The organism is Streptomyces sp. LUP47B, from assembly GCF_001746295.1.
Classification (GTDB): domain Bacteria; phylum Actinomycetota; class Actinomycetes; order Streptomycetales; family Streptomycetaceae; genus Streptomyces.
In genome coordinates, this window is sequence record NZ_MJAH01000003.1 from 299,714 (window position 1) to 313,348 (window position 13,635).

Sequence of the window (13,635 nt, forward strand, 5' to 3'; positions counted from 1 at the left end):
TCGTGAGGCGAGCCGCCGTACCTGTCCTGTTCCCGCCGGCCTCGCATCCCCGAACAGTTCGTCACCCCGACGACGCGACTCGTCCTCCCCTCCGGGCGGCAGCCACTGAGCAACCCCGCCGCCCCAGCTCTCCGCTCCACCCGTAACCCCTCCCGTCCACGGGTCTCCCCCTCCGCAGCAGGTGGAACCCCCGGGCGGCGTCCGCGAAGACGTGCACCCGTGCCATGCCGGACCTCCGTGTCCTGGCCGTCGCGTCCGAGCCTCCTGTCTTCCTCCTCACCCTCCACTCCTCATCACCTCCTTAGGCACGCCCGTGCTCGGCGTGCCATTCCTCAGCCATCGGCGGGAGTTCGTCATGCGCAGATCCCACTCCACCCCCAGCCAGTCCCAGATGAGCCGTCGGCTCCTGCTCACCGCCGCGGGAGCGGTCTCGTTGGGTGCCGCCCTGTCCGCCTGCGGCGGCGGTGACGGCGGCGGTACGGCCTCCTCGTCCTCGAAGCCGGTCAGCCAGGCAGACATCGACGCGGCGATGAAGAAGCCGACCGAGCTGACGTTCTGGACGTGGGTTCCCGACATCGACCAGGAGGTCGCGCTCTTCGAGAAGAAGTACCCGGCGATCAAGGTCAAGGTCGTCAACGCGGGCCAGGGCGTGCAGCACTACACGAAGCTGCGCACGGCGATCAAGGCCGGCAGCGGCGCCCCGGACGTGGCGCAGATGGAGTACCAGGCCATTCCCACGTTCACGATCACGGACAGCCTTCTGGACCTGAACCCTTACGGCGCCGCCAAGTTGAAGGACACGTTCGTCGACTGGACCTGGGGACAGGTCAGCGGCCCCAAGGGCGAGATCTGGGCGATCCCGCAGGACACCGGTCCGATGGGCATGCTCTACCGGGCGGACATCTTCGAGAAGCACGGCATCGAGCCGCCGAAGACCTGGGACGACTTCGCCGCCGCGGCACGCAAGCTGCGCAAGGCCGACCCGGAGGTCTACCTGACCAACCTGGCCGGGAACGAGGCAGCCGCCTGGCACGGCCTGCTCTGGCAGGCGGGCGCCAAGCCCTACGCGACCTCCGGCAAGGGCAACGTCTCCATCGACGTCGACGACACGATCTCCAAGAAGCTCGCCGCCTACTGGGGCGGGCTGGCCCAGGAGGGTGTCATCGGCGTCGAGCCGGACTTCACCGACGCCTGGTTCTCCGCGCTCAACAAGGGCAAGTACGCCACCTGGATCACCGCTGCCTGGGGGCCGGTCTTCCTCGCCGGCTCGGCCAAGTCCACCGCGGGCAAGTGGCGGGCCGCCCCGCTGCCGCAGTGGGACGCGTCGAAGCCGAGCTCGGGCAACTGGGGCGGTTCGACCAGCGCGGTCATCAAGCAGACCAAGAACCCCATCGCGGCCGCGGTGTTCGCGCAGTTCCTCAACAGCGACCCGGCCAGCGCGAAGCTGTTCAACACCAAGCAGTCGTTCTTCCCGGCGACGAAGCCTCTGCTCGAGGACCCGTCCTTCACCGGTGCGGCGGCTTCCTTCTACGGCGGACAGAAGGTCAACCAGGCGTTCGCCGACATCGGCAAAACGGTGAGCCCCGACTTCCAGTGGCCGCCGTTCCTCGACCAGGCCGTCACCGACTGGACCGAGACCGTGGGCACGGCACTCACCAGGAAGAAGGACGCCGTCGCCGCCCTCGACGCGTGGCAGTCACGGCTCACCACCTACGCCAAGGCCCAGGGCTTCACCGTCAAGACGCCGTGATGTCCGGCGGGTCCCGCGCCGATGCCCTACGGCGGCGACGCGGGACCCGCGCCCGGCCGGCCCTTCCCACGAGGCCACCCCTTCCCACCAGAAAGGCCCGATGATGACTGCCACGACCGTGGCCTCCACCGAGGAGCCGCGCCGAACGGGGCCGAAGCGACGCCCACTCGGTGGCCTGCGTCAAGGTGCGGCAGGTCCCCTGTTCGTCGCACCGTTCATGGTGCTGTTCCTGCTGATGTTCCTCGCCCCGCTCGGCTACGCCGCCTACCTCAGCCTGTTCCGGGAACAGCTCATCGGCGGGAACGCGTTCGTCGGGCTGGACAACTACGTGACCGCCCTGAAGGACCCGCTCCTGCGCCAGGGAGTCCTGCGGGTCGCGACGTTCTTCGTGATCCAGGTCCCGCTGATGCTCCTGCTCGCCCTGGCCTTCGCGCTCGCTCTCGACAGCGGCCTGCTGCGGCTCGCGCGCGTGATCCGCCTGGGCATCTTCGTGCCGTACGCCGTCCCGAGCGTCGTCGCCACCCTGATGTGGGGCTATCTCTACGGGCCGGACTTCGGGCCGTTCGCCCAGCTGAGCGAGAAGCTCGGCCTGCCTGTCCCGCACTTCCTCAGCGACGGATGGATGCCGGCAAGCCTGGCGAACATCGTGACCTGGGAGTTCGTCGGCTACAACATGATCATCCTGTACGCGGCTCTGCGGACCGTCCCCCAGGAGCTGTACGAGGCCGCGGCGATGGACGGCGCCGGCGCCTGGCGCATCGCCTGGTCCCTCAAGCTCCCCGCCCTGCGCCCCGCGCTGCTGCTCACCCTGCTGTTCTCCGTGATCGGCAGCTTCCAGCTCTTCAACGAGCCGAAGCTGCTGCAGCCCGTCGCGCCCGACGTCATCGACAACGCGTACACCGCGAACCTCTACGCCTACTCCCTCGCGTTCACCGGCCAGCAGGTCAACTACTCGGCCGCGGTGTCCTTCTTCCTGGGCCTCGTCATCGTGATCTTCTCCTACGCCGTCCTGTTCATCGCGAACCGCAGGAGGACCTCGTGACGACCACGACCTCCCCTTCCACGTCCCGGTCGGCCCCGCGCACCACCACGACCGGCGCACGACGGACCGCCCGGGGACAGCGCCGGCGGTCGGTCGGCCGCCGCAGCACCCCGCTGACCATCGTCATGCTGGCCGTCCTGGCCTACTTCCTGCTGCCGCTGTTCTGGCTCGCGGTCTCCTCGACCAAGAGCACCCAGGACCTCTTCACCACCTTCGGCCTGTGGTTCTCACACGCCCCTCAATTGCTCGCGAACGTCCGGGAGACGGTCACCCACGACGACGGGGTCTTCCTGCACTGGCTGCTCAACACGGTCCTGTACTCCGTCGGCAGCGCACTCGGTGCCGCCCTCCTGGCCGCCGCCGCGGGCTACGGATTCGCCAAGTACCGGTTCCGGGGCAACAACGCGGCCTTCGCCCTGGTGCTCGGCGCCATCATGATCCCGACCACCGCCCTGGCCATCCCCACCTATCTGCTCTTCGCGAAGGCGGACCTGGTCAACACGCCCTGGGCGATCGTGCTGCCCTCCCTGGTCAGCCCGTTCGGCCTCTACCTCATGCGCATCTACGCCGCGGACGCCGTCCCGGACAGTCTCCTGGAGGCCGCGCGCATCGACGGGGCCGGTGAACTGCGCATCTTCGTCACGATCGCGCTGCGGCTGCTGGCGCCCGGCCTGGTGACCGTCGTGCTCTTCACCCTCGTGGCGACCTGGAACAACTACTTCCTGCCGTTGATCATGCTCAACGACCCGAAGCTGTACCCCGTCACGGTAGGCCTGTCCTCCTGGGCGTCCCAGGCCTTCGGCGGCGGAAGCGGAGCGAACAGCAACATGCTCGCGCTCGTGGTGACCGGGTCCCTCATCTCCGTCATCCCGCTCGTCGTCGCCTTTCTGCTCCTGCAGCGGTACTGGCAGAGCGGTCTGGCCGCCGGCGGCGTCAAGCAGTGACGCCCGGCCGACCTTCGCGCCGACGCACCGCCCCACCCCCCATTGACTCTTCGGAGGTTCCCCCATGGCGGTTCTGCCCGCCCGCGTCCTGTTCGGTGCCGCGTACTACCACGAGTACACGCCCGCCTACGACCCTGAACTGCGGCCCGACGAACGGCTGAAGACCGACCTCGACCTCATGGCCGAGGCGAACTTCACCGTGATCCGCGTGGGGGAGTCGGTCTGGTCGACCTGGGAGCCCGAGAACGGTCGGTTCGATCTCGACTGGCTCCAGCCGGTCCTCGACGGCGCCCACGAGCGGGGCCTCTCCGTCATCCTCGGCACCCCGACCTACGCCGTTCCGCCGTGGCTGGCCCGCCAGTACCCGGAGATCACCGGCGAAAGGCGCACCGGCGAATGCATCGGCTGGGGCGCCCGACAGGAGGCCGACTTCACCCACCCCGCCTTCCGCTTCCACGCCGAGCGGATCATCCGGAAGGTCGTCGCCCGGTACGCCGGCCATCCGGCGGTCATCGGCTGGCAGGTCGACAACGAACCCGGTCTCCATCTCTTCCACAACCACGGCGTCTTCCAGCGGTTCGTCGACCACCTGCGCGACAAGTACGGCGACGTCGAGACCCTCAACCGCGAGTGGGGGCTGGTGTACTGGTCGCACCGCCTGTCGACCTGGGCCGACCTGTGGACCCCGGACGGCAACGAACAGCCTCAGTACGACGTCGCCTGGCGGGAGTTCCAGGCCCGCCAGGTCACCGAGTTCATCGGGTGGCAGGCGGACATCGTCCGTGAGTACGCCAGGCCCGAGCACTTCGTCACCACGTGCATCTCCTACACCCGCCAAGGCGTGGCGGACGACGAGATGAGCGATCGCCTCGACATCGCCTCCGGCAACCCGTACTACGACATGCAGGACGGCCTGCTGCTGCCCGACCCCACACCGGACGAGCACGAGCAGGTCTGGAAGACCACCGGCGTGTGGTCGATGTACGAGACCGCGGACTGGATGTTCTCCTCCCGCCAGGAGCCCTTCCTCGTCACCGAGACCAACGCCAACTCCATCGGCTTCGCCTGGGACAACAGGCCCGGCTACGACGGCCAGTGGCGCCAGGCCGCATGGGCGCACGTGGCACGCGGCGCCCGGATGATCGAGTACTGGCAGTGGCAGACCCTCCGCTTCGGAGCCGAGACCTACTGGGGCGGAGTCCTCCCGCACAGCGGACAGCCAGGCCGCACCTACGCCGAAGTCGCCCGGCTGGGCGCGGAGTTCGCGAAGGCCGGACCGCTCGTCGCCGGACTCGAACCGGACGCCGACATCACGATGGTCTACTCGATGCCGAGCAAGTGGCTGATGCAGAAGTACCCGCCGCTCGCGAAGCCGGACGGCTCGCCCGACCCCGCCGCCTACCACCGCATCTTCGACCCCTTCTATCGGGGCGCCTTCGACGCCGGCCGTCAGGTGCGGATCGTGCACGCCCGGCAGCTGTACGAGCGGATGGCACCGGAAGAGGCCGCGCGCCGCCACCCCGTGCTGGTGGTACCGGCGCTGTACATCGCCGCCGACGCCGCCCTCGACTGGCTCGCCGCCTACGCGCACGCGGGCGGCCACCTGGTCCTCGGCCCGCGCACCGGCTACGCCGACCACGAGGCCCGGGCCCGGCACGAACCGGCGCCGGGCCGTCTCGCCGAGGCCGCGGGCGTCCAGTACGACGAATTCAGCAACCTGGTGGGGACGGTCCCGGTCCGCGCCGTACCCGGTGGCCCGCTCCAGGTGCCGGCTCAGGCGACGGCGGCCCACTGGGCCGAGGGCCTCACGGTCGTCGACGCCGAGGTTCTCGCCGTGTACGAGCACCCGCACCACGGCCGCTGGCCCGCGGTCACCAGCCGCAGCCACGGTGCGGGCCGCGTCACCACCGTCGGCACGGTGCCGGGTCGAGACCTCGCCGAAGCGCTGGCCGAGTGGCTGGTCCCGGTCGCGCGGAGCGGATGGCGCGACCTTCCCGCGTCCGTCACCGCGACCACCGGCACCTCACCCGACGGAAGCCGTGTGCACATCGTCCACAACTGGAGCTGGGAGCCCGCGAGCGTCCCCGCACCGGTGGACCTCTCCGACGCCCTGACGGGCACCTCCGTCTTCGCAGGCTCGGCTCTGAACCTCGGCCCGTGGGACGTACGCGTTCTCGCCTCAACCGACGCCGACAGCGCGCCGGCCTCCGAAGCAACCGACCCATCCTGATCCATCCCCTGAGGAGGGGCAATGCAGAGAAGAAGGCTTGGACGAGCCCTCGGAACCTTCGCGGCCACATCCGCGATACTCGCGATACCCATGGTCAGTGCGCAGGCCTACAACCCGACGGGCGGAATCCTCTACCAGCTCGGCAGCGACCCCTGCCTGAAGGGCCGGGGCAACTGCGCCGTCTACCCGAAGTCGGCCCAACTCCCCGGCGGGCGGCTGGTCGCGTCGTTCGAGAAGTCCACCGTCGTGCCGACGTCGGGCAGCGCCGACGGGCAGACCCTGCCCGTCTACAAGAGCGACGACCACGGCACCAGCTGGCAGCCGCTGTCCGAGGTCAAGGCACCGGCGTACCTCTCCAAGGACCCCAAGTACGCCAAGTACACGAGCAACTGGACCAACCCGTACCTCTACGTCCTCCCGCAGAGCGTCGGCGGATTGAAGGCCGGCACGCTGCTCCTGGCGAGTGTCGTCTCCGGTGACGACTACTACTACAAGGAGCACAAGGCGGCCGACCCGGGCTGGACGCCGAACAACGACGGCGACCGCGGCGACATGGCCATCGCCCTGTACTCCAGCACCGACCAGGGCAGCAGCTGGAAGGTCGTCAACGTCGTCTCGACCGCCGGCTGGCAGGGCGGCAGCGCGGGCGCGGTCGGGCAGAACATCGCGACCGCCAACAAGTACCGGCAGGTGGACCCGCTCTGGGAGCCGTACCTGATGGTCTACCAGGGCAAGCTGGTCTGCTACTACTCCGACGAGAACGACTACACCGGCTTCGACCCGGTCACCGGTGTCCCGAAGAAGGATCCCGCCAACGACACGGCCACCGACTCGCACGGCCAGATCCTCGTGCACCGCACCTGGGACGGCGGGAACGCCGCATGGAGCGACCCCGTCGTCGACATCTCCGGATCCGTCCAGGACATGGGCGGCGGCAAGACCGAGATCGGCGGCGGACGTCCGGGCATGACCAACGTCGTCCGTACGGCCGACGGCAAGTGGATGCTCACCTTCGAGTACTGGGGTGGCGGGGCCAACACCCGCTACGCCATCGCCGACGATCCGCTCACGTTCTTCCGCGGCACCCAGACCGGCATGTCCGTCGGCTCGCTCCCGGTCGTCGCCGGCTCCCACCCGCTCGCGGGCGGCGGCAGTCCGGTCCTGATCAGGCTGCCCGACGGACGCCTGGTCTACAACGCGTCGAACAGCGGCGACGTGTGGGTCAACGAGAGCGGTCGCAGCGACGGGGTGTGGACGGAGTACCAGACCACCTCGCCGGCCGGCTACAGCCGCAACCTCCAGTACGTCGACGGCACCGGCCGCATCGCGATCCTCAACAACCAGGGCACCTCCACGATCGCCTACGCCGAGGTCGACCTCGGGGACTCGGCCGGCACGTACTACCGGCTCGTCAACCGCAGGACCGGCCAGGTGATCGGCACCGGCAACAGGACCAACGACGCGAACCTCGGCAACGGCGACGTGCCCGACGTAGCCCTGGAGGACGCCGGTGCAGCGGCGGACCAGGACACCCAGTACTGGCACGTCGTGACCGAACCGAACGGCGGCACGACCCTGCTGAACAAGTCGGGCGGCCGCGCGGCCGCCATCTGGACCGGCAACGCCACGGCCGGCCAGCGGATCGGCCAGTGGGTCGACAACAGCGCGTCGGGCAGCTGGAACCTCGTCAAGACCCCCGACGGCTACTACCGGCTCCAGGCGGTCAAGAACACCGCCCTCTACCTGACGGGAGCGTCCGCGGGAGCCCCGCTGACCCTCCAGAGCGCCGCCGACGACGGCTCACAGGACTGGAAACTGGTCCGCTAGGCCTTCTGCCCGCAAACCCGGACAGGGCCGGAGGAACCTGGCCGGGTTCCGGCTCGATCGCCGGAACCCGGCCACGCCGGCAGTAAAATTCGCGGGCATGCGTGTTCAAGCCGGGGGTAGACGGATGATCATCGGTCAGCGGACAGGCTGACACGAGACCGACACAGTGGGAGGGGCACATCATGGCGACGACGACCGTGCGGACCGCCGGACAGACGGTGACCATGCCGGAGATCACCGACCCGTCCCAGGTGGCTCCCAAGGACGCGCGGGAGTTGTCGAAGCTGTTCTTCGAGCAGCTCGCGGTGCTGGAGGAGGGCACGCCCGAGTACCAGTACGCGCGCAACACCCTGATCGAGATGAACATCTCCCTGGTCCGTTACGCGGCAGGCCGGTTCCGCAGCCGCGGCCAGGAGGAGATGGAGGACATCGTCCAGGTCGGCATGATCGGTCTGATCAAGGCGATCGACCGGTTCGAGCTGTCCCGCGAGGTGGAGTTCACCTCCTTCGCCGTCCCCTACATCGTCGGTGAGATCAAGCGGTTCTTCCGCGACACCTCCTGGGCCGTGCACGTGCCTCGCCGGTTGCAGGAGGCCCGTGTGCAGCTGGCCCGCGCGAGCGAGGAGCTGAGCAGCCGACTGGGCCGGACGCCGACCACCAGGGAACTGTCCGAGCTGATGAGTCTGCCCGAGGAGGAGATCGTCGAGGCCCGACTGGCCTCGAACGGCTACCGGTCGGCTTCTCTGGACGCGGCGATCGGCGGCAGCGAGGAGGGCGAGAGTGTCCTCGCGGACTTCATCGGCAACCAGGACCCGGCGCTCGGCCTGGTCGAGGACTTCCACGCACTCGCACCGATGATCGCCGAACTCGACGAACGCGACCGGAAGATCATCCACTGGCGCTTCGTCGAGGAACTCACCCAGGCCCAGATCGCCGAACACCTCGGCGTCTCCCAGATGCACGTCTCCCGCCTGATCACCCGCCTCTTGGCCCGCCTGCGCGAGGGCATGCTCAGCAGCCACTGAGCGCTGCCGCCGGTCGGCGCGGACGGGTCGGTGTCCGGCCCCGGCGCGGGCGACCGGTGGCAGTCGACCCGCCGTGCGGGTCAGCATGAACCGAGCTGATGCGAATGGCGAGGCTCGCTGCGCCTACTGGTAGCAGGGAGGCGCACACTGGACCGTGAAGGTGCCGTTCGGTCCGTCGGACGCGGCCGGGACTGCCGGCACCTTACTGGTTTCCCACGGCATCGGTGCCGCCATGGCGGGTGCGCCGATTGATCCCAGGGCGATTGCTGCCAGGAACAGCACGGTGATCGCCCGCTTGTGCACGTTCATTTGTTCCCCCATCGGTCGTGTCCGACGTTGTTCCCGCCCGCTAGGGTGCCGTCATCGTCACGCTCTGGGGCGGTGCCGACCTGGTGGCGATGACGGAGCAACAGCCGAGCACCAAGAGCGCGATCAGCGCAGCCTTGACGGCACGCCCCATGTGGTTCTCCCTGGTCGTCAACGGTTGCGAAAAGAGTGCCACGCCCCTGCACGGGCCGCTATGTTTTCGAACCTCTTCGAAACGTCGTCCCGGTGCCGGCCAGCAGGTTGAGGGCCAGGGGCGTCGCCGTGTGCTCGACGTGCTTGCCGTCGCGCCTGCTGACGACGAGTCCCGCACCGCGCAGGACACCTACCTGATAGCTCGCACTGGCCGGTGCGAGCCCGAGAGCCCGCGCCAACTCGGTGGTGGTACGGGTGCGATGACCGGCCACGTCGACGAGAACAGCGCTTCTCGTCCGCCCGAGCAATCGTTCCAGCCGCTCCTCGCCGGCTTTCGCGATGTCGAGCGGCTGCTTCATGACGGGGTAGACGAGGACCGGGTCGAGGTCGGGATCAGCAAGGGCCGTGGGTCTGCGCCAGCAGAAGTACGACGGCACGAGCGTCAACCCCCGCCCTTCCAGCCGCAGTTCCCGGTCGACGGGATAGTCGACGTCCAGATACGGCGGGTTCCATCTCGCGAAGGGGCGCAGGCCCTCCAGCAGGGCGGCGCTCCCTCCGCCGAGCACCGCGCGCGTGCGGACCGCGACGTCGTCGACCACCGCCGAGCGGACGTGCCGCCAGTGGGGTTCCAGGAGTGTCCGGAACGAGGCCCGTAGAGCGTCGGAGACCAGTGTGAGCGAGGCGACGGCCGGTTCGTGGGGGCCACGCATCCAGCCCGGCACCGGCCTTGTGTCGGCGAATCGCGTCAGTTCCGCGGCTAATCGATCACGGGGCGTCGCCCGTAGCGTGTCGAGCCCCGCCTCCAGGCACTCGCCCGTGGCCGAAGGCGTGAGGAAGTCGGGGATGTAGCCGGAGGCCGGGATGACGCTGCGCAGGGTGTGCAGGGCATGCGAGGCGCGTCGGTCCCGCGACAGCCGCCGACCTGTCTCGCGGCGCCAATGCCCGAACTCCACCAGCCCCTGGGACGTCTGGAGGCGGCACACCGCGCACATCAACTCCCACAGCGGTTCTGGCTGTTGGGCGATCCGGATGTTCTCCAGATCGCGCCAGCCGAAGTGGATACGAAGCAAGTGGCTCCTTGCGAAGGGAGGTAGTCGGCCCCATAGATCCTGATGTAGTGGGTCTGGAGGGGAAAGCCGAGAGCTGGGAGAGGATGACCTTCTTGTCGATAAACTTTCGTTTATGAGTCCTGGTGGCGGATCCGGTGCCAAACGAGAGCCGAGCTTCCACCAACTCCGGCTCTTTCTGGTTCTCGCGCAGGAGCTTCACTTCGGGCGCGCGGCAGCGCGGGTCTACGTCACTCAGCCCGCCTTCAGCCAGCAGATCCGATCGTTGGAGCAGCGGCTCGGTGTCGTACTCGTCGAACGCGGCGGCGGAAGTGTGCGGCTCACCGCGGTCGGCCGGTCCATCGCCGAGGAGGCCGGGGCAGTGGTCGATGCCATGGCCCGGCTGCGTCAGGCGGCCGACCGTCATGCCGGCGCGGCGCGCGGGCTCCTGAGGATCGGCAGCCTCGGGGCCGAGGCCGCCATGCCCTACGCCCAGGCCATCCTGTCCCGCCTGCGCGGAAAGCACCCGGATCTCGAGATAGAGGTCCGCAACCTGACCTTCGTCGACATGTTCAGCACTCTGCTCACCGGGGAGGTCGACGCCGCCTTCCTCCGCGGCCCCCTGCCCGGCGGGATCCAGTCCCTCCAACTGGCCACCGAGACGCGGGTGGTCTGCCTGTCCGCCGATGACCCGCTCGCCGGCCGGGACATCCTGACGCTCGGCAACCTCGCCGATCGTATGGTCGTCGACATGCCGCCGGAAGTGCCCCGGTCATGGTGGAACCACCTGACCGTCAATCCCCGCCCCGACGGCACAACGGTCCGCTTCGGCCCCGTCGTCAGGGACACCGAGGCCATGGTCCTCGCCGTCACCCAAGGGAGGGCGATCACCTTCCTGCCCTCCGCGGCCCGCCGCCTGTACCCGCGCGCCGGCATCACCTACGTCGACTGCCCCGAACTGGGCCTCTCCACGGCCGAACTGGCCTGGCTTCCGGACCACCGCAACGCACCGGCCGTGTCCGCCCTGCGTGAGGCAGCCCGCCAGACAGCCATGTCGGAGGGGTGACGAGAGCGGGACGTCGGCGGCGACAGCGCACCAAGGGTGGCGAGTTCGACGACCTCGGAGTACCGGTCCCAGAAGGGCGTTTCGCGCAGTACGTCGATGACAGTTCAACTGCGCCTCCCCGGGAAAGCGGCAAGTGTGCTGCCACCCGCCGGGCAAGTCCTATTGCCGCGCCGGCCACACTCTGGCCAGTGCGCGCTGAACGCTCCCATCTGGCGACATCAGCCAAGGTGTCGAGCGAAGAAACGTAGCGCGCTGTCCATCTCGAACGCCGGGACCTCACCGTGCTTGCCGGGGTTGGCGTGCAGTGTCTTCTCGGTTGAGGCGAAGGCGTCGAACAGTGCCAGGCTCTGGGTCCGTGGCACTCGTTCATCGTCCCACTGCACGAGGAACTCGACCGGGACGGCTATCCGCGCGGCGGCCTCGGCTGACACCTCGGAACCGGCCAGGCCCAGCACCGCCGCCCGGACGCGCGGTTCGGTGGCGACAAGCGGGACGCCGATCACGCAGCCGAGCGACACACCCCAGTAGCCAACTGACCCAATGCCAACGTGACTTAGCATCTGGACCGCGTCGAGGACTGTCTGCCATTCCGGCACAATCTGGCCGACAACGAGCGCCTGAAAGTCGGCGATCAGCGGGGCCAGTCCCTCACGGGTGCCGAGCCGGGCCTCGTACTCGGTCGCAATCCGGGTGAACTCCTCATGTTCCGGCCGGTCGCCGTGGCTGGGCGCATCGACAGCCACCACGGCGAAACCGCACTCGGCCACGAAACGGCGCGCACGGGCCACGATGTCAGGGGCCTTCCTGCTCTGACCGCCGCCGTGCCCCAGGACGATCAGCGGGCGGGTCCCGTCGGCACCTTGTGGAGTCCACAGCGCTCCAGGGATGTCACCGAGGAGGAAGAGCTGTTCGAAGACGCCGTCGGACGACGTCTCAGAAGTAAAGCGCATAGCGTCGTGGGCCTTTCGGGATGCGAAGCTGTAGGGAGACCCGTGCCAACCGTGGTCAGACGGGCCGGAGCAGTCCCACGTCGGTCAGCAGGTTCGCGGTGTCCGGGCCCGAGGTCCACAAGTGGGCGTTCCAGCCGGCGTCCAGGGCGGCGTTCACGTTCACGCGGCGATCGTCGATGAACAGGACTGAGTCGGCCGGGAGCGCCAGTTCCTTCGTGACGTGGTGGTAGATCGCGGGATCGGGTTTGGCCAGGCGGAGCTCGCACGAGAAGAACCAGTCGGTGATGTACTCGGCCCACGGGGTCGCGCGGGCGGCCGTGGCCATCTCGAGTGTCGCGTTGGACAGTACCCCGACCCGGATGCCGCTGTCCGACAGGGCTTTGAGGAGGGACGTGGCGTCAGGACGGACGGTCGTCCACGCTTGGGTGTCGATGTAGGTCAGGTCGGCGATGAGGCTGGGTGTCACAGGGGTGCCGAGATCGGTGAGGACTGAGGTCCAGAAGGCCTGCGCCGTACCGCCCCGGTCGTACGCGTCACGGTGCGCCCAGTAGGCGGTTTCCACAGCCGCAGCCCGTTGGGGCAGGCATGCCGCCAGCGATGCGTACAGATCTGTCGGGGTGGCGAGCACTTCACCGAGATCGAAGATGACAACGCTCGCGGCGGTTGCCCTGGAGGGTGTCATACGGTCTCCCACGAGTGGAGGTGGCGCCACGACATGTTCTGCCACCAGTGGCTGCTCCAGTCGGCCTGGAACTCGAACAGTGAGTACCAGCGTGCGGCGAAGGATTCGGGCGCGTGCACCGGGAGGCCTGCCAGGAAGTCCCCGACCTCCTTGCTCAGCCGGCTGTCGACGGCCAGTTCGTGGCTCGCCAGGCCGAGATGTGCGGCGAACCTGTACTCGGCCACCGGGGTCACCATGAAGTCGTCGACGGGGACCGAGAGCGGTGCCACCGCCTTGGCCACCGCGCCGGCGACTCGGCCGAGCGGTTCGTTGGGCCGGTTCCCGGACGCGTCGAGATTGATGTCGTATTCGTAGGCGCCTGTCCCTGTCCGGGTGATGCCCTGGTTGTAGACGGGGAATGGCGTGACGTTGTCGAAGACGGGATCGAGGGCGGCGATGAGTTCGGCCTCGGTGGCGCGGGTGCACAGATTCCCGATGAGGGTGGCGTGCGGTGGGAAGGCCCCTGCCGATACGAGTCCGAACTGCCGGTTCAGGGCGAAGGTCACCTGGGTGACGGCCCAGCACGTCGCCGGGTCGGGCCGGAGGAAAATGCCGTAGCGGATGTCCGTCAAGGG

General features: G+C 68.7%; 12 protein-coding genes. 7 read left to right on the forward strand and 5 right to left on the reverse strand.

Translation table 11 applies throughout. From position 1 onward, the window contains the following. Positions 1-355: 355 nt before the first annotated feature. The 6 genes from BFN33_RS11860 to BFN33_RS11885 all read left to right on the forward strand — a co-directional run bounded on the left by BFN33_RS11860 (position 356) and on the right by BFN33_RS11885 (position 8,818). A complete protein-coding gene (locus tag BFN33_RS11860) occupies positions 356-1,750 on the forward strand; it encodes an ABC transporter substrate-binding protein (RefSeq protein ID WP_069759911.1) in 1,395 nt (464 codons plus the stop codon). Positions 1,751-1,853: 103 nt separating this feature from the next. Then, positions 1,854-2,792: a carbohydrate ABC transporter permease gene (locus BFN33_RS11865; protein ID WP_069760243.1), complete on the forward strand. Its 939-nt coding sequence runs from the start codon at positions 1,854-1,856 to the stop codon at positions 2,790-2,792. Then, complete coding sequence (locus BFN33_RS11870) at positions 2,789-3,736, forward strand: carbohydrate ABC transporter permease (RefSeq protein WP_069759912.1); 948 nt, start codon at positions 2,789-2,791, stop codon at positions 3,734-3,736. Before BFN33_RS11865 ends, BFN33_RS11870 begins: the two co-directional genes overlap by 4 nt. 64 nt (positions 3,737-3,800) lie before the next feature. Then, on the forward strand, positions 3,801-5,966 hold the full coding sequence (locus BFN33_RS11875) for a beta-galactosidase (protein WP_069759913.1): 2,166 nt from the start codon (positions 3,801-3,803) through the stop codon (positions 5,964-5,966). A gap of 21 nt (positions 5,967-5,987) precedes the next feature. Continuing rightward, positions 5,988-7,793, forward strand: coding sequence for an RICIN domain-containing protein (locus tag BFN33_RS11880; protein WP_069759914.1), 1,806 nt, complete (start codon positions 5,988-5,990; stop codon positions 7,791-7,793). 182 nt (positions 7,794-7,975) lie between these two features. Next, positions 7,976-8,818: an RNA polymerase sigma factor SigF gene (locus tag BFN33_RS11885; protein WP_079140772.1), complete on the forward strand. Its 843-nt coding sequence runs from the start codon at positions 7,976-7,978 to the stop codon at positions 8,816-8,818. Positions 8,819-8,941: 123 nt separating this feature from the next. Here the strand turns inward: BFN33_RS11885 and BFN33_RS11890 are convergent, their stop codons facing one another. Then, a complete protein-coding gene (locus BFN33_RS11890; protein ID WP_069759916.1) occupies positions 8,942-9,127 on the reverse strand; it encodes a hypothetical protein in 186 nt (61 codons plus the stop codon). A gap of 209 nt (positions 9,128-9,336) precedes the next feature. Next, positions 9,337-10,347 (reverse strand): helix-turn-helix domain-containing protein, encoded by a 1,011-nt coding sequence (locus BFN33_RS11895; RefSeq protein ID WP_069759917.1) that lies wholly within the window; start codon positions 10,345-10,347, stop codon positions 9,337-9,339. A gap of 112 nt (positions 10,348-10,459) precedes the next feature. Between BFN33_RS11895 and BFN33_RS11900 the strand changes: the two genes are divergently transcribed. Further along, positions 10,460-11,389: a LysR family transcriptional regulator gene (locus BFN33_RS11900; RefSeq protein WP_069759918.1), complete on the forward strand. Its 930-nt coding sequence runs from the start codon at positions 10,460-10,462 to the stop codon at positions 11,387-11,389. A gap of 218 nt (positions 11,390-11,607) precedes the next feature. On the opposite strand, the gene BFN33_RS11905 is transcribed toward BFN33_RS11900, so the two are convergent. The 3 genes from BFN33_RS11905 to BFN33_RS53130 are packed head-to-tail and all read right to left on the reverse strand — an operon-like array spanning position 11,608 to position 13,632. After that, entirely contained in the window at positions 11,608-12,339 is a 732-nt protein-coding gene (locus tag BFN33_RS11905; protein ID WP_069759919.1) for a dienelactone hydrolase family protein, read from the reverse strand. 55 nt (positions 12,340-12,394) lie between these two features. After that, positions 12,395-13,021, reverse strand: a complete 627-nt coding sequence (locus BFN33_RS53125) for an HAD family phosphatase (RefSeq protein ID WP_069759920.1) — start codon at positions 13,019-13,021, stop codon at positions 12,395-12,397. After that, positions 13,018-13,632, reverse strand: a complete 615-nt coding sequence (locus BFN33_RS53130) for a hypothetical protein (protein WP_069759921.1) — start codon at positions 13,630-13,632, stop codon at positions 13,018-13,020. Before BFN33_RS53130 ends, BFN33_RS53125 begins: the two co-directional genes overlap by 4 nt. Positions 13,633-13,635: the final 3 nt, after the last annotated feature.